Raw genomic sequence first — 19,445 nt, forward strand, 5'->3', positions numbered from 1 at the left:
GATCTCGGGCCGGGGCCGCGGCGGCGCGGGCAGCGGCCGCCCGGTCCGCGGCGGCGCGCTCGCCGACGAGGGTGCTCAGCTGCTGCTGCGCCGTCCGGAGCTCGGCCTCCACCTCGCCGCGCTCGGTCTCGAGGGCAGCCTCCTGCTCACGGGCGGAGATCTCGGCGGTGCGGGCGACGTCCAGCGTGAACGCGGCCTCGGCCTCCAGCGCGTCGGCCTCGGCCAGCGCCATCTGCGCGGTGGCGTCGGCCTGCTCGGCGGCGACCTGGGCCACGGTGACGACACCCAGCACCTCGGTGCGGTGGCTCCCGGCTGCCTCCAGCAGGGCCGCCTTCTCCACCAGCTCGCCCGGGCTGCCCGAGGTGAGCAGCGCCGCGGCGCCCGGGTAGGTGCTGCCCTGCATGTAGCTGCGCCGGGCGAAGGCGACGACGGCGTCGCGGGCGGCGGCCAGGTCGGCCTCCGCGCGCACGGCGGCCGCGGCGGCCTCCTCGGCGTGCAGCCGCGCCTCCTCGGAGGCCTCCTGGGTGGCCTGGTACTCGTCGAGCGCCAGCGCCGCCTGGGCGCGCGCGGCGTCGACCTCCGCCTGGGCGGCGCTCATCTGCTGGTTGAGCTCGTCCATGCGCTGCGCCACGGCGTCGGCCTGGCTCTTGGCCTGGGCGATCTGGCTGTCGCTGGGCCGCCTCGGGGCCGCGTCGGCGACGGCCGGGGTGAGCCCGACCAGGAACGCCGTCGCCAGGACCGTGCCGCCGATGCGCAGGGCCGTCCGCCCCCCGGTGCGCTCGACCGCGCCGGACGGGACGCCGATGGCCCCCGCCGTGCCGTTCCGCGTTCCGCTGCCCACGACTGCCTCTTCCCGACGACCCGGAGCGCCCGGACGGGCGGCCCACAGGAGGCATCGGACCGCTGAGCAGGCCCGTTGACCCCGCCTCACCCCGAGGGGTGAGACGACACGGGCGGGTGAAGGAGGTCCGCCAGGGACGTCGCCGGGCCGTCAGTTGACCTGGCGCTCCGACCCGGCCCAGAAGTCCTGCCGCAGCTTGAACTTCTGGATCTTGCCGGTCGCGGTGCGGGCCAGCTCGTCGCGGAACTCGACCTTCTTCGGCGCCTTGTAGCCGGCGATCCGCGCCTTGCAGTGGGCGATGATGTCGGCCTCGGTGGCCTGCTCCCCCTCGGCCAGGACGACGACCGCCGTCACCAGCTCGCCCCACTTGTCGTCGGGGATGCCGATGACCGCGACCTCGGCGACCGCCGGATGGCTGAAGACGACGTCCTCGACCTCGATCGAGGAGACGTTCTCGCCGCCGGTGATGATCACGTCCTTCTTGCGGTCGGAGATGGTCAGGTAGCCGGCCTCGTCGATGCTGCCGCCGTCGCCGGTGTGGAACCAGCCGTCCTCCAGCGCCTCGGCGGAGGCGTCGGGGTTCTCCCAGTAGCCGGCCAGCACGGTGTTGCTGCGGGCGAGCACCTCGCCGGAGTCGCTCACCGCGAGGCGGGTCCCCAGCGACGGGACGCCGGCACGCGACAGCCGCTTGGCCCGCTCCTCGGCGTCCAGCCCGTCGTACTCCTCCCGGCCCCGGTTGATGGTGAGCAGCGGGGCGGTCTCGGTGAGGCCGTAGATCTGGTTGAACTCCCAGCCGAGCTCGGCCTCGATGCGGGCGATGGTGCGCGAGGGCGGTGGGGCGCCGGCGACGACGAGGCGCACCCGGTCGCGGCAGGGGACCTCCCCGTCCCACTCGGCGGCGGCGTCGAGGACGGCGTTCCAGACCGCGGGCGCGCCGGCCATCATCGTGACGCCGTGCTGCTCCACCCGGCGCAGGATCTCCGCGCCGTCGATCTTGCGGATGACCACCTGGCGGGCACCGACCCCGGCCATCGCGTAGGGCAGCCCCCAGCCGTTGCAGTGGAACATCGGCAGGGTGTGCATGTAGACGTCGCGGTCGCTGACCTGCATGTGCATGCCGAAGGTGACGGCGTTGACCCAGATGTTGCGGTGCGTCATCTGCACGCCCTTGGGCCGCGCCGTGGTGCCGCTGGTGTAGTTGATCGTCGCCGTCGCGTCCTCGTCCGGCTCGGCCCAGGGGCGCGGCTCGGCGTCGAACCGCAGCAGCTGCTCGTACTCCTCGCCCGTGCCGAGGCGGTGCTCGGCCGTCACGCCCTTGAGGGCGCCCTCCAGCTCCGGGTCGACGAGCAGCACCCGGGCGCCGGAGTGGCCGACGATGTACTCGACCTCCTCCGGCTGCAGGCGGAAGTTGATCGGGACCGCCACGCGGCCGGACGACGGGACGGCGAGCAGCAGCTCGAGCAGCCGGGCGGAGTTGTGGCTGACGATCGCCACCCGCTCCCCCTCGGCGATGCCCAGCCGGTCCAGGCCGGCCTGCAGGGCGCGGCCCCGCCGCGCGACCTCCCGGTAGGTGACGTCCCCGAGGCTCGGTGCCGGCTGGGCGGGCTCGTCGACCACACCCACCCGGTCGCCGTAGACCAGCTCGGCCCGGTCGAGGAAGTCGCGGGTGGTGAGGGCGACGCGCATGCCGGCTCCCGGTGGTGCGGGCCGGGCGGGCCGGCCGTCGACGTGGTCGCCGTCACGCTATCCGCAGCCGGGGGTGGCGACGAGCCGGTCAGGCGGGGGCGGCCAGCAGACGCGGCAGGGCGGTGCCGATCGGCTCCTGGACGACGAGGTCGGCGACGTCGTCGTACGGCGTGGGCTGGGCGTTGACGACGACGACGCGCGCACCGGAGCGGGCGGCGAGGTCGACCAGCCCGGCGGCCGGGTGGACGGTCAGCGAGGTGCCGACGGCGAGGAGGACGTCGCAGTCGGTCGCCGCCGCGACGGCTGCGTCGACGACCCGCTCCTCCAGCATCTGCCCGAAGTAGATGGTCGCGGACTTGAGGATGCCGCCGCAGACGCGGCAGGAGGGGTCGGGCTCGCCCGCCGCGACGCGGTCCAGCGCCTCGCGCATCGGCGTCCGGTCGCCGCAGGAGGTGCACAGCACCTCGTTGACCGTGCCGTGGATCTCCAGCACCCGGTCGGGGTCGGAGCCGGCGGCCTGGTGCAGCCCGTCGATGTTCTGCGTGACGATCGCCCGGAGCCGGCCCTGGCGCTCGAGGTCGACCAGCGCCGCGTGGCCGGCGTTCGGGCGCGGGTCGGCGTCCTGGAGGTCGCGCCGCAGGAGCCACGACCGGCGACGGATCTCCGGGTCGGCCATGTAGTAGGACAGCGTCACGAGCTTCTCGGCGTCGGGGTCGCGGGTCCAGACGCCCTGGGGCCCCCGGTAGTCGGGGATGCCGCTGTCGGTGGAGATGCCCGCGCCGGTGAGCGCGGTGACCCGGGTGGCGGCGGTCAGCCAGCCGGGCAGGGGGTCGGGGACGGCGCCGGTCACGCCCGCCACGGTAGGGCCGGCGCGGCGCCCGCCGCCCGGCGGAGGACGGCCCGGCCGGCCCGCTCGAGCGCGGGCATGGCCAGGAAGACGCCGACGGCGTAGGCGGCACCGAGGAGGGTGTCGACCACGTAGTGCTCGCCGCCCCAGACCAGGACCACCGGCATGAGGACGGCGTAGGCCACCAGCGCCACGCGCTGCCAGCGCCGGCGGGCCAGGGGCAGCAGGACCGCGCACATGAGCACGGCGAAGGCGGTGTGCAGCGACGGCATCGCCGCGACGAGGTTGACCTGGCCCTGACCGTGGTCGAGCAGGACACCGGCCTTGGGCAGGCCCAGCACGGCCCACCCGGAGCTGCTGATCCGCTCGACCGGCTCGATGACGCCGTCGCGCGCGGCCAGCCACGGCGGCGCCGCCGGGTAGAGGACGTAGGTGAGCAGCCCGGCGAGCGAGAGCGCGACGACCAGCCGCGCGCAGCGGGCCCAGCGCTCGCGGTTGCGGACCCAGAGCACCCCGAGGACCAGCGGGGTGACGACGAAGTGGCTGCTGTAGACCAGCGTCGCCAGCGCCCGCCAGGCGTCGGCCTCCAGGTGCTCCTGGAGCCACACGGTCGGGAGCACCCCGCCGCCGAGCCAGCGGTCGGCGTCCGCGAGCTCCGCCACGTGCACGGGCATGCCGAGGCCGTCGGCCAGGCCGCGGCTGGCGTCGTAGGCCAGGAGGACGGCGACCAGCGGCAGCCAGTCCAGCAGCAGCCGCACCAGCCGGCGCGGTCCCTGGGTGGCGGCGTGCACGCCGAGGCCGGCGAGCACCCAGCCGAGCAGGACGACGCGGTCGGTCGGCAGGCCGCGCACGGCGCAGGTCGCCGCGAAGGCGGTGCCGAGGGCCACCCACAGGACCACCGTCAGCAGGCGCGCCCGGCCGTCCCGCGCACGGGTGGGCCGCACCGCCCGGTCGACGGCGGGGACCGCCGGGGCCACGACGGGTGCCGGAAGCTCGACCGCGGTCATGGCGCGGGACGGTAACGGCGTCCGGCGCTGCTGTGGGGCGGACCACGGCGGCGCGCCGTCGGTTCCCACGCACGAGTGACAGGTGAGCCGGCGGAGGACCGGTGGGACGGCGGGCCCGCACCGATTTCGCCGGCCCCACCGGGTTTCCGGGGACGTGATGCAGGTCACCGGGTGAGGGAAGGGTCGCCTGACCAGTCATGCCCGCGCCTGAGCTGGGATGATCGGGGGTGGTAAACCAGCGCGACGAACCAGCGAGGGGTAGGCGCAGAGAAGTGGCAGCCAGCAAGGACACCTTCGGAGCACGGTCGACGCTCACCGTCGACGGCACCGAGTACGACATCTACCGGCTCGACGCGGTGGAGGGCTCCGAGAAGCTGCCCTTCAGCCTGAAGGTCCTCCTCGAGAACCTCCTGCGCACCGAGGACGGCGCGGACATCACCGCCGACCACATCCGGGCGATCGCCAACTGGGACCCGTCGGCCGAGCCCGAGCAGGAGATCCAGTTCACCCCGGCCCGCGTGGTCATGCAGGACTTCACCGGCGTCCCCTGCATCGTCGACCTCGCCACCATGCGCGAGGCCATGGCCGAGCTCGGCGGCGACCCGCAGAAGATCAACCCGCTCGCCCCGGCCGAGCTGGTCATCGACCACTCGGTCATCGCCGACATCTTCGGCACCGAGGACTCGTTCCAGCGCAACGTCGAGATCGAGTACGAGCGCAACGGCGAGCGCTACCAGTTCCTCCGCTGGGGCCAGGGCGCCTTCAGCGACTTCAAGGTCGTCCCCCCGGGCACCGGCATCGTCCACCAGGTCAACATCGAGCACCTGGCCCGCGTGATCTTCCCGCGGCAGGAGGGTGACCGCGTCGTCGCCTACCCCGACACCTGCGTGGGCACCGACTCGCACACCACGATGGTCAACGGCCTGGGCGTGCTGGGCTGGGGCGTCGGCGGCATCGAGGCCGAGGCCGCGATGCTCGGCCAGCCGGTCTCGATGCTCATCCCCCGCGTCGTGGGCTTCAAGCTCTTCGGCCAGCTGCCGGACGGCGCCACCGCGACCGACCTCGTGCTCACGATCACCGAGATGCTGCGCCAGCACGGCGTGGTCGGGAAGTTCGTGGAGTTCTACGGCGAGGGCGTCACCGCCGTGCCGCTGGCCAACCGCGCCACGATCGGCAACATGAGCCCGGAGTTCGGCTCGACCGCGGCGATGTTCCCCATCGACGAGGAGACCATCACCTACCTGAAGCTCACCGGCCGCTCGGCCGAGCAGGTGGCGCTGGTCGAGGCCTACGCCAAGGAGCAGGGCCTCTGGCACGACCCGTCGCGCGAGCCGGCGTTCTCCGAGTACCTGGAGCTCGACCTCGGCACCGTCGTCCCGTCGATCGCCGGCCCGAAGCGCCCGCAGGACCGCGTCGCGATCACCGACGCCAAGGCCTCCTTCCGCGAGGCGCTGGCCGACTACGTCGCCGACGACGAGACCGGCGGCGAGGACCGCAAGCCCGGCGTCCCGCAGCAGGAGAAGCCCTACGGCGTCACCTCGGCGATCGACGACGCGGTGGCCAACACCTTCCCGGCGTCCGACCCGATCGCCGAGCAGCACGGCAACGGCGAGGCCGGGAAGCCGCACCACTACGACACCGCCTCGGTGGGCGACCGCCCGTCCAAGCCGACCCGCGTGGTCCTGGAGGACGGCACGGAGACCGAGATCGACCACGGCGCCGTCGTGATCGCCGCGATCACCTCCTGCACCAACACCTCGAACCCGCAGGTGATGATCGGCGCGGGCCTGCTGGCCAAGAACGCCGTGGAGCGCGGGCTGACCAGCAAGCCGTGGGTCAAGACGACGATGGCCCCCGGGTCCAAGGTCGTCATGGACTACTACGAGAAGGCCGAGCTCACCCCGTACCTGGAGAAGCTCGGCTTCTACCTGGTCGGCTACGGCTGCACGACCTGCATCGGCAACTCCGGCCCGCTCCCCGAGCCGGTATCCAACGCGGTCAACGAGGCCGACCTCGCCGTCGTCTCGGTGCTCTCGGGCAACCGCAACTTCGAGGGCCGGATCAACCCCGACGTCAAGATGAACTACCTGGCGTCGCCGCCGCTGGTCATCGCCTACGCGCTCGCCGGCTCCATGGACGTCGACCTGAACAACGACCCGCTGGGCCAGGACCAGGACGGCAACGACGTCTTCCTGCGCGACATCTGGCCCTCCCCGCAGGAGGTCCAGCGGGTCATCGACCACGCCGTCTCGGCCGAGCAGTTCGGCCGCAGCTACGAGGACGTGTTCGCCGGCACCGAGCAGTGGCAGAACCTGCCCACGCCCACCGGTGACACCTTCGAGTGGGCCGAGGAGAGCACCTACGTCCGGCGTCCTCCGTACTTCGAGGGCATGCCGGCCGAGCCGGCCCCGGTCCAGGACATCACCGGCGCCCGCACCCTCGCGGTGCTCGGCGACTCGGTGACGACCGACCACATCTCGCCGGCCGGCTCGATCAAGGCCGACAGCCCCGCGGGCAAGTACCTGCGCGAGCACGGCGTGGACCGTCGCGACTTCAACTCCTACGGCTCCCGGCGCGGGAACCACGAGGTGATGATCCGCGGCACCTTCGCCAACATCCGGCTGCGCAACCAGCTGGTCCCGGGCACCGAGGGTGGCGTCACCAAGAACCACCTGACCGGCGAGACGACGACGATCTACGACGCCTCGCGCGCCTACATCGACGCCGGCATCCCGCTGGTCGTGCTGGCCGGCAAGGAGTACGGCTCGGGCTCCTCCCGTGACTGGGCCGCCAAGGGCACCGCCCTGCTGGGCGTCAAGGCCGTCATCGCCGAGAGCTACGAGCGCATCCACCGCTCGAACCTCATCGGCATGGGCGTGCTGCCGCTGCAGTTCCCCGAGGGCCAGAACCGCGAGTCGCTCGGCCTGACCGGCGACGAGGAGTTCACCATCACCGGGATCACCGCGCTGAACGACGGCTCGGTGCCCCGCACGGTGAAGGTGAAGGCCGGCGACGTGGAGTTCGACGCCCGGGTGCGCATCGACACCCCCGGTGAGGCGAACTACTACCGCAACGGCGGGATCATGCAGTACGTCCTGCGCTCGCTGCGGGGTTCTGCCGCCTGATGGATCTGGGGCTGGGCGGTCGCGGGTACCTGCTCACCGGCGCGAGCCGGGGACTGGGCTTCGCGACCGCCCGCGCCCTGGTCGACGACGGCGCCCGGGTGCTGGTCAGCTCCCGGTCCGCCGCCTCCGTGGACGCCGCCGTCTCCGCCCTGGGGACGGCGGCGTCCGGCGTTCCCGCCGACCTCGCCGACCCGGAGGCGGCCGAGCGGCTGGTCGCCGCGGCCCTCGAGCGGCTCGGCACGGTCGACGGCGCGCTGGTCTCCGTCGGCGGGCCGGCGCCCGGCACCGTCCTGGACACCCCCGAGGACGCCTGGCGCGACGGGGTGGAGAACGTCCTGCTCGGCCCGCTCCGGCTGGTGAGGGCCCTCGTCCCGCACCTGTCCGAGGGCGCCTGCATCGCCTTCGTGCTGTCCACCTCCGTGCGGCAGCCGATCGGCCACCTCGCCATCTCCAACGGGCTGCGGCCCGGCCTGGCCATGACGGCGAAGGCGCTCGCCGACGAGCTCGGCCCCCGCGGCATCCGGGTGCTCGGGCTCATGCCGGGCACCATCGCCACCGACCGGATCACCGAGATCGAAGCGGCGTCGGGGGACGCGGGGGCCATGCGTGCCCGCACCGAGGCCTCGATCCCGCTGCGCCGGGTCGGCCGGCCCGAGGAGTTCGGCCGCGTGGCCGCCTTCCTGCTCTCCCCGGCGGCCTCCTACGTCACCGGCACGATGGTCGCCGTCGACGGCGGCGTCACGCGGTCCCCGTGAGCACCCACCCCGTCCTGGTCGCCTGCGCGCACGGCACCCGCAACCCCACCGGCCGCCGGCTGGTCGCCGAGCTGGCCCTCGCCGCCCGCGCCCAGCGACCCGGCCTGGTGACGACGGCGGCGTTCGTGGACGTGCAGCCGCCCACCGTCCTCGACGTGGTGGCCGGCCTCGCCGCCGAGGGCCGGGCCGCCGTCGTCGTCCCCCTCCTGCTGTCGGGTGGCTACCACGTGCACGTCGACATCGCGGGTGCCGTCGCCGGCGCCGGGGGCACCGTCGCCGCGCGGCCGCTCGGCCCCGACCCGCGGCTGGCCGCCGTGCTGCTGGACCGCCTGGTCGAGGCCGGCGCCGACCCCGGCGACCCGGGCACCGCTGTGGTGCTGGCCGCCGCCGGGTCCAGCGACCCGCGGTCGGTCGCCGACGTCGAGGACACCGCCGCCCTCCTGCAGCGCAGCTGGGCGGGACCGGTGACCACCGGCTACGGCTCGGCCGCGAGACCGCCCGTCCCGGACGCCGTGGCAGCCGCCCGCGCTGCCGGCGCGCAGCGGGTCGTCGTCGCCTCCTACCTCCTCGCGCCGGGCCACTTCCACGACAAGCTGGGCGGCGCCGGCGCCGACGTCGTCACCGCCCCGCTGCTGCCCGACGAGCGGATCGCCGCCGTCCTGCTCGACCGCTACGACGGGGCCCTCGCCGCCCGCGGCTGAGCGCGCGACGCGGCCGCGGGGCAGCGCTCCCACCCAGGGGCGAGCACCTACTGTGGAGCGCGATGGACGGCGAGCCGACGAGCGACGGGACCCCGGTCCCGCCGGCTGACGACTCCGCTCCCGACGGCGAAGGCTCGACCTCAGGTGCAGGTTCACCCCGGCGACGGACCTGGAACCGGCCCACCTCGGTCGCGGCCAGCACGCTGCTGGCCGTCGTCCTGGGCTTCGGGCTGACCGTGCAGATCCGCAACACCGACGAGCCGGCCGCCCAGGAGGGCCGCCGCGAGGAGGACCTCGTCCTGATCCTCGACGAGCTGGGCGAGCAGGAGGAGGTCCTGCGCCGGCAGATCGGCGAGACGCGGCAGACCATCGAGGACCTCAGCACCGGGCAGCAGCAGTCCGAGACCGCGGTCGAGGAGGCGCGGCAGCGCGCCGAGTCGATCGGCATCCTGAACGGGACGCTGCCGGCCCGCGGGCCCGGGGTGCGCGTGACCGTCCAGGACCCCGAGGGCGCCGTGCCCGTCTCGGTGCTGCTCGACGCCGTCCAGGAGCTTCGCGGCGCCGGCGCGGAGGCCCTCCAGGTCGACGGCGTCCGCGTCGTCGTCTCCAGCGCCATCACCGGCACCCCCGGGGAGCTGCGGATCGACGGCACCCTGCTGAGCGCGCCCTACGACATCCGGGTCGTCGGGCCCACCGCGGCGCTGGAGGTCGCGCTCAACGTGGCCGGTGGCGTGGTCGACGACGTCAGCCGCGTCGGCGGCGAGGTGCGGATCGTCCAGGCCGACGAGGTCGTGGTGGACGCCCTGGTGGGCTGACCGCCGGGGTCACTGCGGGATGAGCAGGCCCCGCAGCTCCTCGGTGAGCGCCTCGCGCTCGTCCGGGTGCTGGTGCCAGGCGGCGGGCGTGGCCTGGAACAGCGAGATGCGCCAGCGGCCCCGGCCCTCGTCGACGGCGACCATGGTGTGGACGGCGTTGAGGTCGGGGTCGAGGTCGTTGGCGCCCGGCGGGATCATCCCGGCGTGCGCGACGAGGATCGCCACCCCCGGCGCCACCGGCCGCACGGAGCGGACGACCGCGACGTAGGCCGGCGTCTCGTGGCCGGCGAACACCTGCCGCAGGTCGGCGGCGATCGACAGCCGGCCGCGGTGGTGGCTGCCGTCGAAGCCGATGATGTCCCCGTCGTCGGCGAACCCGGCCGCCACCGCCGCGCCGCTGCGCCGGTTCCAGCCGTCGACGAAGTCCGCGTAGAGGGAGCGGATCTGGGTGTCCTGCGGGTGGGCTGCGGTCACGTCTCCTCCTCGCTGGCGTTCGCCGGTCTTCCCCGACGGTGCTGTGGTTCCTTCGTGACCGCGCCAGCCCGGTCACGTGCCCCGGCTGCGGCTGCCTGGGACAGGAGTGACGCTAGTGCTCGTACCGGACCGACCGTTCGACGCTCGCCGGTGTCGCACGCCGCGCCATCTGCGGTTTTCCGCCCCGACCGAGTGCCTGCGACGCACCGTGCGCGGTCATGCGCGCAGCGGTACCGCCGGGCGGCTCAGCCGATGACGGCGTGGTCCCGCTCGCCGTCGGCGAACTGGGTCCGGTAGAGGTCGGCGTAGCGGCCGTCGCGGGCCAGCAGCTGCTCGTGGGTGCCCGACTCGACGATGCGGCCCTCGTCGACGACGAGGATCTGGTCGGCGCTGCGGATGGTCGAGAGCCGGTGCGCGATCACCAGCGAGGTGCGGCCGGCCAGGGCGGTGTCCAGGGCGTGCTGCACGGCCGCCTCCGACTCGCTGTCCAGGTGCGCGGTCGCCTCGTCGAGGATGACGATGCCCGGCGCCTTGAGCAGCACCCGGGCGATCGCCAGCCGCTGCTTCTCCCCACCCGACAGCCGGTAGCCGCGGTCGCCCACGACGGTGTCCAGGCCCTCGGGCAGCGACCGCACGAGGTCGGCGATGTGCGCTCCCTCGAGCGCCTGCCACACCTGCTCGTCGGTGGCCTCGGGCCGGGCGTAGAGCAGGTTGGCGCGCATGGTGTCGTGGAAGAGGTGCGCGTCCTGGCTGACGACGCCGATCGCGTCGCGCAGCGAGGCCAGCGTCGCCCGGCGGACGTCCACTCCCCCGACCCGCACGGTGCCGCCCGTCGCGTCGTACAGCCGCGGTACGAGGTGGGCGATGGTCGACTTGCCCGCGCCCGAGTGCCCCACCAGCGCGACCATCTCCCCCGGCGCCACCCGGAAGCTCACGTCGTGCAGGACGTCGACCGGCCCCCCGTGCTCGGGGAGGGACACCTCCTCCAGCGACGGCAGCGAGACGTCGGAGCCCGCCGGGTAGCTGAAGGACACCGACTCGAACTCGACGGAGCGGTCGTCGGTCGGCACCGGCACGGCGTCGGGCGCCTCGCGGATCATCGGCGGCAGGTCGAGCACCTCGAAGACCCGGTCGAAGCTGACCATCGCGCTCATGACGTCGACCCGGACGTTGGCCAGGGCCGTCAGCGGCCCGTAGAGCCGGGACAGCAGGAGCGCCAGCGCCACCACGTCGCCGGGGCTCAGCGAGCCGTCGAAGGCGAGGTACCCGCCGAGGCCGTAGACCAGGGCGGTCGCCAGCGCGGCGACCAGCGTGAGCGCGGTGAAGAAGGTGCGGCCGTACATGGCCGAGAGGACGCCGATGTCGCGCACCCGGGCCGCGCGGCCGCTGAACGACTCGGCCTCCGCGGCCGGCCGGCCGAACAGCTTGACCAGCAGCGCCCCGGCGACGTTGAACCGCTCGGTCATCGTCGCGTTCATCGACGCGTTGAGCTCGTAGGACTCCCGGGTGATCTCCTGCAGCCGGCGGCCGATGCGGCGGGCGGGCAGGACGAACAGCGGCACCAGGACCAGCGACAGCAGCGTGATCTGCCAGGACAGCGTGAGCATCACGCCGGCGGTCAGCACCAGGCCGATCACGTTGGAGACCACGCCGGACAGCGTCGAGGTGAACGCCTGCTGGGCGCCGACGACGTCGTTGTTCAGCCGGCTGACCAGCGCGCCCGTCTGCGTGCGGGTGAAGAAGGCGACCGGCATGCGCTGGACGTGCTCGAAGACCTTGCTGCGCAGGTCGTAGATGACGCCCTCGCCGATGCGGGCGGAGAACCACCGGGTGCCCAGCGAGATCGCGGCGTCCACGACGGCGAGCCCGGCGATGACCAGCGCGATGCGGACGATGCCGCCGCTGGTCCCCTCGAGCCGGGCGATCCGGTTGACGATGTCACCGGCCAGCAGCGGGGTGACCACGCCGATCAGCGACGAGGCGACGACCAGCAGCAGGAACCAGGTGAGCTCGCGCCGGTAGGGGCCGGCGATGCCCAGGATCCGCCGGACCGTGCCCGGCGGCAGCTTCCGGGCCGTCACCGACGGGTCCCGCCGGAACGACCGCATGGCCGCCATGGAGGTCATGGGACTGCCGTCCACCGCACCTCCCTCGGTCCGCCGGTCGCGCCCCCGGCGGCTGCTGCAACCGGGACGCGACCGCGCTTGTTCCGCAGGAGCCTCTCAGCCGCCGCTGACGAGATCGTGCAGCCGCTGCACCTGGGCGGCGCGCTCGGCGGCGTCCTGGGTCGGGAAGTCGTTGCGCACCGCGGACCGCACCAGCGCCGCGGTGGCCCGGCTGGCCCTCACCGGTGGCGCCAGGACGGCCTGCACCAGGTCGGCGACGGCGCCGTCGAGCTCGGCGCGCGGCACGACGAGCGTGGCCAGGCCGATCGCCTGCGCCTCGGACGCGCCCACGGCCCGCCCGGTCAGGCACATCTCCAGCGCCCGCGAGTACCCGACCAGCTCCACCAGGGTGCTGGTGCCGGTGAGGTCGGGCACCAGGCCGAGGGTGACCTCGGGCAGCCGCAGCTGGGCGTCGTCGGCGAGGACGCGCAGGTCGCAGGCGAGCGCCAGCTGCGCGCCGGCACCGATGGCGTGCCCCTGGACGGCGGCCACCGAGACGACGCCCGGGGAGCGCAGCCAGCGGAACCCGGCCTGGTAGGCCCGGATCCGCTCCTGCGCCTCCTCCACCGGCAGGCCGACCAGCTCGCCGAAGCCACCACCGGTGGTCGACGAGGGGTCGAACATGCTGCGGTCGAGGCCCGCGGAGAAGGAGCGCCCCTCCCCCTTCAGCACGACGACGCGGACGTCGTCGTCGAGGGAGGCGCCCACCTCGGCCAGCGCCGACCAGGTGGCCGGCGTCTGCGCGTTCAGCTGGTCGGGGCGGTCCAGGGTGACGGTGAGGACGGCGCCGTCGCGGCTCGTCCGCACCCAGCCGGAACCGGGGAGGGAGGTCGAGGTGTCTGCGGTCACGCCTTCTTACTATTCCGGTTGGCCCCACCGCGGCTGCGCAGTGATGCCCCGGACTCCGAGAGGAGACGGTGCACGAACCCGTAGGACCGGTTCGTGGAGGTGGCCAGCGAGCGGATGCTCTCGCCCTCGTCGTACCGCTTGCGCAGGTCGTCGGCGAGCGTCGACCGGTCACCGCCGGTGATGCGCTTGCCCTTGCCGAGGTCCGCAGTGTTCGAGTCGGCCATGGCTCCCCTCCGTGTCAGCCACCGGCCCGCCGGGCGCGCCGGTGCGTGCTGTCGCCCTGGTGCCGCCGTCCGGGTGACCACGGCTCCCGCCATCCCATGATCACCCAACCCGCGGGGGTCGGCCAGGTGAAGGGGACGGGACGGGAACCGGTCGGCGCCGTGACGGGTCAGGCGAGCTCGACCAGGTCGGCCAGGTCCTCGCTCCACGCGTCCTCGGTGCCGTCGGGCAGCAGGATGACCTTGTCCGGGTCCAGCGCCCGCACCGCGCCCTCGTCGTGGGTGACCAGCACGATGGCGCCGGAGTAGGTCCGCAGCGCCTCGAGCACCTGCTCGCGGCTGGCCGGGTCCAGGTTGTTCGTCGGCTCGTCGAGCAGCAGCACGTTCGCGCCGGAGATGACCAGCGTGGCCATGGCCAGCCGGGTGCGCTCACCGCCGGAGAGCGTGCCGGTGCGCTGGTCGACGGTCTCCCCCGAGAACAGGAAGGCGCCCAGGATCCGCCGCAGCTCGGTGTCGGTGCTGTCCGGCGCCGCCGAGCGCATGTTCTCCAGCAGCGTGCGGTCCATGTCCAGGGTCTCGTGCTCCTGGGCGTAGTAGCCCACGCGCAGGCCGTGGCCGGCCTTCACCTCGCCGGTGTCCGGGGCCTCGGTGCCGGCCAGCATCCGCAGCAGCGTCGTCTTCCCCGCACCGTTCAGCCCGAGGACGACGACCCGCGCGCCCCGGTCCACGGCCAGGTCGACGTCGGTGAAGATCTCCAGCGAGCCGTAGCTCTTCGACAGGCCCTCGGCGGTGAGCGGCGTCTTGCCGCAGGCGACCGGCGTCGGGAAGCGCAGCTTCGCGACCTTGTCCTGGACCCGCACCTCCGCCAGGCCCGCGGCCAGCCGCTCGGCCCGCTTGTCCATGCTCTTGGCCGCCTTGGCCTTGGTGGCCTTGGCGCGCATCTTGTCGGCCTGCGCGTTGAGGGTGTCGATCTTGCGCTCGGTGTTGGCCCGCTCCTGCTTGCGGCGCCGCTCGTCGGTCTCCCGCTGCGCGAGGTAGGGCTTCCAGCCGAGGTTGTAGATGTCGACGGTGGCCCGGTTGGCGTCCAGGTGCCAGACCTTGTTCACGACGGCGTCGAGCAGCTCGACGTCGTGGCTGATGACGATCAGGCCGCCCTTGTGGCCGGCCAGGAAGCCCTTGAGCCAGGTGATCGAGTCACCGTCGAGGTGGTTGGTCGGCTCGTCGAGCAGCAGCGTCTCGGCGTCGGAGAAGAGGATCCGCGCCAGCTCCACGCGACGGCGCTGACCACCGGAGAGGGTGCGCAGCGGCTGGGCCAGCACCCGGTCGGGAAGGCCGAGGTTGGTGCAGATCCGCGCGGCGTCGCTCTCCGCCGCGTACCCGCCGAGAGCGGCGAACTGGTCCTCGATCTGGCCGTACCGCCGGACCGCCCGGTCCCGCTCGGCGTCGTCGGCCGGCTCGGCCATCGCGACCTGCGCCTTCACCATCTGGCTGCGCAGCACGTCGAGCCCGCGGCCGGAGAGCACGCGGTCGCTGGCGGTGATGTCGAGGTCGCCGCTGCGGGGGTCCTGGGGCAGGTAGCCGATCTCGCCGGTCACCTCGACCTTGCCGGCGTGCGGGAGCCGCTCACCGGCCAGCGTGGTGAGGGTGGTGGTCTTGCCGGCGCCGTTGCGGCCCACCAGCCCGATCCGGTCGCCGGGCTGGACGCGCAGGGTGGCCTCGCTGATGAGGATGCGAGCGCCGGCGCGCAGCTCCAGACCGGTCGTCGTGATCACTGATCCCAGGGTAGGCGCTCACCGCCCGATACCACGAACGCTTTCGGGGTGACATCGGCGGCATCACACCGCCGGGCGTGTTGCGGCCCCGACCGGTACCGCGTGGAGCGGCGGGTTGCCAGGATGCGGCCATGAACCCGAACGCAGGCCAGTGGGCGCCCAGCTGTCCGGTCTGCGGTCGGCCGCTCGGCGACGTCGGGCCGGGACCGTGCCCCTCGTGCGGCCTTCCGGCAGCGGCCCAGGCCGGGCTGGTCATCGCCCGGATCGGGACGACGATCGGCGAGCTCACCCGCGACCGGGACCAGCTGCTCGCGACGCTGCGTGCCGCCGCACCGGGCGCCTGGGCGGCTCCCGCCCCGACGGCCGCACCCCTCCCCCCACCGGTCCCTGCCCCGGCGCCCGCACCTCCGCCGCAGCCCTGGGCACCGCCCCGGCCAGGGGTCCTGGCGCCGCCGGCCTGGGCCCCGCAGCCCCCCGGCCCGGCACCGGCGCCCGTGCGCCCGCCGCGGCCCAGCATGTCCCCCCAGCAGGTGCTGCTCGGCCTGGGCGCGCTGCTGGTGGTGGCGGCCGCGATCACGTTCGTCGCTGTCGCCTGGAGCCGCTTCGGGCTGGCCTTCCAGGCCGGGGTGATGCTCGCGGCCACCACCGCCGCCTGCGGCGTGTCCGCCTGGACGGCCCGGCGCGGCCTGCGGGCCACCGAGGAGGCCCTCGCCGCCGCCGGTGCCGCCCTCCTCGCCATCGACCTCGCCGCCGCCCGCTGGCTCGGGCTCTTCGGCATCGAGGACGTCCCGCTCCGCTGGTGGTGGGCGGTCTCCTGCTCCGTGGTGCTGGTGGTCTCCCTGCTCCTCGCCCGGCTGACCCGGAGGACGGCGACCTGGCCGCTGGCCGCCCTGCTGGTGGCCCAGCCGCTGCCGTTCCTGCTGCTGCCCGGCGAGCTGCTCCTCGGCGCCCCGGGCGTCGCCGTCGCGCTCTCGCTGGCCGCCGCCGACCTGGCCGCGGCGCTGAGGCTGCGCACCGGCCTGGCCGGGGTGGCCGTCGCGCTGACCGCCGTCCTGACCGCGGTCGGCGTCCTCGTCGGGCTGCTGGTCGCCGCGGCGGACGACGCCCCGGAGTCCTGGGCGGCGACCGGCGTGCTGGCCCTGGCCGGCGCCGCGGCGCTCGTCGCGCACCGGCGGCTCCGCGCGGGCGGTGCGACCCGGGAGCGGCGGTCCCTGGCCGGCGTCGCCGGCGCCGTGGTCGGGCTGGCCCTGGCCGGGTCTCTGGGCACGGCCGGCGAGCCCGGCCCGTGGGTCGCCGCCGGCCTGGGGCTCGCGGCGCTCACCGCCGCCGTCCTCACCGCCGGGCGGGTGGCGACGACGGCAGGGCTGGTGGCCCTCGGCACCGCCCTCGTGGTCCCGCACGCGCTCCTGCTCGCCGACCGCGAGGACTTCGGGGTGCTGGCCGCCGTCGCCCTGGGCGCCGCGGTCCCCGCCGCCCTGGCCGCGTTCCGGCTGCCGGCCCTGCGCCCGCCCGCCACGGCCGCGGCGCTGCTGGCCCCCGTCGCGGCGGTGCTGCTCGCCCGGGCCGGGTCCCTGCTGGGCGCGACCGCCGCCGGGCTGCTCCTCGCCCTGCTGGCCGCGGCCGCGTTCGGGGTCGCCACCGCCCGCGCGGGCCGACCCGAGGAGCTGTGGGCGGCCGGCTGCGGCGCCGCGGCGGGCCTGGCCGCCGGGCTGACCAGCGGCAGCGTCGGCGCCTGGGGCCAGGTGGGCCTCCAGCTCGGCATCGCCGGCGTCGCCGCCGGCGCCTACGCGGTCACCACGGGGCGCCGCCAGGTCGGGGTGCTCGCCGTGGCCGACCTCGTCCTCGCCGCGTGGGTCGCCGTCGGTGGGGCCGGGGTGGAGACGCCGGAGGCCTACACGCTGCCGGCCGCCCTCGGGCTGCTCGTGCTGGCGGTGCCGCAGCTGCGCACCGGCGCGCCCTCCTGGGCCGCCGAGGGGGCCGCCGTCGGGGTGGCCCTGGTGCCGTCGGCCCTGGTCGTCGTCGCGGCGCCGACCGCGCTGCGGCTCGTGCTCGTCATCGTGGCGGGCGCGGCGCTGACGGTCGGGGGCACGGTCCTGCACCGGCAGGCACCGTTCGTCGTCGGCGCCGGGGTGCTGCTGCTCGTCGCCGTGGGCCGGCTCGGCCCGTACGCGCCGCTCCTCCCGCGCTGGCTCACGCTCGGCGCCGCGGGGCTGCTCCTGCTGGTCGTCGGCGCCACCTACGAGCGGCGCCGCCAGCAGGCACACGAGGCCGTCGCGTGGGTGGCCCAGATGCGCTGACCGGGCTGCCGCCGGGCACCGGTCGCCCTACGGTGGGACGACTCGGGAGCACGGGAGGGGGCGGTCATGGGTCGGCCTGCGCCCCCGTTCCCCTACCGGACGCGCCCCCCGCAGGTGCTGCTCGCCGTCGGCGCCGTGCTCCTGGTCAGCGCGGGCGCCACGCTCGCCTCGGCCTACGGCGGGCCCCTGGTGCGCACCGCCGTGCTGGCGCTGGCCGCCGTCGCCGCCGCCGTCTCGGTCCGGGCCGACCGGGCGGGGCTGCGCAGCTCCGCGGAGACCTTCGCCGCGAGCGCCGCCGGTCTCGCGCTCGCGGGCACCGACATCGGGGGCGCCCCCGCCACCGGCGACCCCCTCCTGCCGATCGTGCTCGTGGGCGTCTTCCTGGCGCTCCAGCGGGTCTCGTCCGTCCCCGCCGCCTGGCCCCTCGCGGCGTGGGCCTCCGGGCAGGTGGCCGTGCTGCGCTCGCTGGACCTCGTCCCGGACGTGCTGCGCACCGAGCTCTTCCTCGGGGTCTCCCTCGTCGGGCTCGGCATCGCGCTGTGGGCCCGGCCGCTCGTCGGCCGGCTGACCACGGCGACCACGGCCCCGTGGTGGGCCGCCGGGGCCCTCGGTGGCTCGGTCGAGGCGTGGACCGCCCCGGGCCTCGAGCGCTGGGTGTCCGCCCTCCTGGTGAGCGCGGCCGCCGCCGGGCTGCTCCTGGCCCGCCTGCGCCGGTCGCTCGACGTCCTGCTCGGCCCGCCCCGCCTGGTCCCCGTGGCCGTGGGTGCCGTGAGCGCGGTGGCCGTGACCGGAGCCTGCTCGGCCGGCGGCCCGGTGGCCGTGGCGGTGGCCGGCTTCGTCGGGGTGCTCGTCGCCGCCGTGGCCGCCGCGGAGCTCTCCGGGTGGCGGCGCGGCCTCTTCCTGCCCGTCGCGCTCACCGGCGGCGTGCTGCTGGCCGCGCTGTCCATCGCCCGCCTGGTGGACGGCCGGCACTGGTCGGAGATCGCGCTGCTGCTCCTGCTCACCGCCGTCCCGACGGTGTGGGTGGCGGCGCTCCGCCGGGACGACCGCCCCGTCGCCGCGCCCACCGCGGTCGGCTGCCTGGCGGGGGCGGCGCTGCTCGGGCTGCCCGACGGCTGGGCCTCCCCCGCCGTCGTCGCCGTCCTGCTCACCGGGCTGTACGTGCTGGCGCTGCTCACCACCGCGCGGCTGGACCGCGACTCGCGGCGGGCGACCGCCGTCGCGGCCGCCACCGTCGCCGCCGCCGCGGTGGTCCTGCTCGTGGCCGAGGGCGACCGGGGCCTGGTCGCGGGGCACCTCGCCGGGCAGGGCGCCGCGACCCTCGTCTGGGCCTGGTGGACCGGACGCCCCGGGGCCGCGCCGGACGACGACACCGACGCGACGGTGGCCTGGCGGGTGGGTGCGGCGCAGCTGGTCCTGGCCGGCTGGATCGCCGCCGCCCTGGCCGACCTCGGTGCGGTGGAGGCCTACAGCCTCCCGGCGTCCGCGGGGCTGCTGCTGGCGGCCGGCCGCGGGCTGGTGCGCGACGCGTCGTGGCCGACCTGGGGCCCCGGGCTGGTGCTCGCCGCAGCACCGTCCACGGTGCTCGCGGTGGCCACGTCCGACGCCCTCCGCGGGGTGGTGGTGCTGGCGCTCGCCGCCGTCGCGATGGTGGCCGGTGGCCGCGCCGGGGTGCGCGCGCCGCTGATGGTGGGGGCCGGCACGGCCCTGGTGCTCGCCCTCGGGCTGGCCGTGCGGGCGCTGCCCTGGCCGGTGGGCACGGCGCTCGTCGTGGGATGCGCGCTGCTGGTCATCGGCATGCTCCGCGAGCGCCGGCCGGTCGCCGGGTTCGCGGCCCGGCTGCCCGAGCTCCGCTGAGCGAGCGGCGAACACGCGGTGAACAGCCGCCCC

General features: G+C 75.2%; 14 protein-coding genes and 1 pseudogene. 6 read left to right on the forward strand and 9 right to left on the reverse strand.

The window, feature by feature from the left end:
- The 4 genes and pseudogenes from E4P43_RS02600 to E4P43_RS02615 all read right to left on the reverse strand — a co-directional run.
- Positions 1–841: pseudogene (locus E4P43_RS02600) on the reverse strand (hypothetical protein); the annotation flags it as partial.
- A gap of 150 nt (positions 842–991) precedes the next feature.
- On the reverse strand, positions 992–2,527 hold the full coding sequence (locus E4P43_RS02605) for an AMP-binding protein (protein WP_135143879.1): 1,536 nt from the start codon (positions 2,525–2,527) through the stop codon (positions 992–994).
- A gap of 88 nt (positions 2,528–2,615) precedes the next feature.
- Entirely contained in the window at positions 2,616–3,377 is a 762-nt protein-coding gene (locus E4P43_RS02610) for an NAD-dependent protein deacylase (protein WP_135143880.1), read from the reverse strand.
- Positions 3,374–4,381 carry a phosphatase PAP2 family protein gene (locus E4P43_RS02615; RefSeq protein ID WP_135143881.1) on the reverse strand — a complete coding sequence of 336 codons (1,008 nt, stop codon included), beginning with the start codon at positions 4,379–4,381 and terminating at the stop codon, positions 3,374–3,376. Before E4P43_RS02615 ends, E4P43_RS02610 begins: the two co-directional genes overlap by 4 nt.
- Positions 4,382–4,653: 272 nt before the next feature.
- Here E4P43_RS02615 and E4P43_RS02620 point away from each other — a divergent pair, with 272 nt between their 5' ends.
- The 4 genes from E4P43_RS02620 to E4P43_RS02635 all read left to right on the forward strand — a co-directional run bounded on the left by E4P43_RS02620 (position 4,654) and on the right by E4P43_RS02635 (position 9,777).
- Positions 4,654–7,506, forward strand: a complete 2,853-nt coding sequence (locus tag E4P43_RS02620) for an aconitate hydratase (RefSeq protein WP_135143882.1) — start codon at positions 4,654–4,656, stop codon at positions 7,504–7,506.
- On the forward strand, positions 7,506–8,261 hold the full coding sequence (locus E4P43_RS02625) for an SDR family oxidoreductase (RefSeq protein WP_135143883.1): 756 nt from the start codon (positions 7,506–7,508) through the stop codon (positions 8,259–8,261). The genes E4P43_RS02620 and E4P43_RS02625 overlap by 1 nt, the downstream gene beginning before the upstream one ends.
- Positions 8,258–8,962 carry a sirohydrochlorin chelatase gene (locus tag E4P43_RS02630; protein ID WP_135143884.1) on the forward strand — a complete coding sequence of 235 codons (705 nt, stop codon included), beginning with the start codon at positions 8,258–8,260 and terminating at the stop codon, positions 8,960–8,962. Before E4P43_RS02625 ends, E4P43_RS02630 begins: the two co-directional genes overlap by 4 nt.
- A 62-nt stretch (positions 8,963–9,024) precedes the next feature.
- The gene (locus tag E4P43_RS02635) at positions 9,025–9,777 is read left to right on the forward strand and encodes a DUF881 domain-containing protein (protein WP_135143885.1); all 753 of its coding nucleotides are present in this window, start codon (positions 9,025–9,027) and stop codon (positions 9,775–9,777) included.
- A gap of 9 nt (positions 9,778–9,786) precedes the next feature.
- Here the strand turns inward: E4P43_RS02635 and E4P43_RS02640 are convergent, their stop codons facing one another.
- The 5 genes from E4P43_RS02640 to E4P43_RS02660 form a co-directional block, all read right to left on the reverse strand.
- Positions 9,787–10,251, reverse strand: coding sequence for an SgcJ/EcaC family oxidoreductase (locus E4P43_RS02640; RefSeq protein ID WP_135143886.1), 465 nt, complete (start codon positions 10,249–10,251; stop codon positions 9,787–9,789).
- 245 nt (positions 10,252–10,496) lie between these two features.
- The gene (locus E4P43_RS02645; RefSeq protein ID WP_209313687.1) at positions 10,497–12,392 is read right to left on the reverse strand and encodes an ABC transporter ATP-binding protein; all 1,896 of its coding nucleotides are present in this window, start codon (positions 12,390–12,392) and stop codon (positions 10,497–10,499) included.
- 81 nt (positions 12,393–12,473) lie between these two features.
- The gene (locus E4P43_RS02650; RefSeq protein ID WP_245158898.1) at positions 12,474–13,265 is read right to left on the reverse strand and encodes an enoyl-CoA hydratase/isomerase family protein; all 792 of its coding nucleotides are present in this window, start codon (positions 13,263–13,265) and stop codon (positions 12,474–12,476) included.
- Positions 13,262–13,489, reverse strand: coding sequence for a helix-turn-helix domain-containing protein (locus E4P43_RS02655; RefSeq protein WP_135143887.1), 228 nt, complete (start codon positions 13,487–13,489; stop codon positions 13,262–13,264). The genes E4P43_RS02650 and E4P43_RS02655 overlap by 4 nt, the downstream gene beginning before the upstream one ends.
- A gap of 167 nt (positions 13,490–13,656) precedes the next feature.
- A complete protein-coding gene (locus E4P43_RS02660) occupies positions 13,657–15,258 on the reverse strand; it encodes an ABC-F family ATP-binding cassette domain-containing protein (RefSeq protein ID WP_135143888.1) in 1,602 nt (533 codons plus the stop codon).
- Between the two features lie 131 nt (positions 15,259–15,389).
- Between E4P43_RS02660 and E4P43_RS02665 the strand changes: the two genes are divergently transcribed.
- Together E4P43_RS02665 and E4P43_RS02670 are read left to right on the forward strand one after the other, a co-directional pair.
- Positions 15,390–17,555 carry a hypothetical protein gene (locus tag E4P43_RS02665; protein ID WP_135143889.1) on the forward strand — a complete coding sequence of 722 codons (2,166 nt, stop codon included), beginning with the start codon at positions 15,390–15,392 and terminating at the stop codon, positions 17,553–17,555.
- 66 nt (positions 17,556–17,621) lie between these two features.
- Positions 17,622–19,412: a hypothetical protein gene (locus E4P43_RS02670; protein ID WP_135143890.1), complete on the forward strand. Its 1,791-nt coding sequence runs from the start codon at positions 17,622–17,624 to the stop codon at positions 19,410–19,412.
- The last annotated feature ends 33 nt before the right edge of the window (positions 19,413–19,445 follow it).

Origin of the sequence: Blastococcus sp. TF02A-35 (assembly GCF_004571075.1) — a bacterium.
Classification (GTDB): domain Bacteria; phylum Actinomycetota; class Actinomycetes; order Mycobacteriales; family Geodermatophilaceae; genus Blastococcus.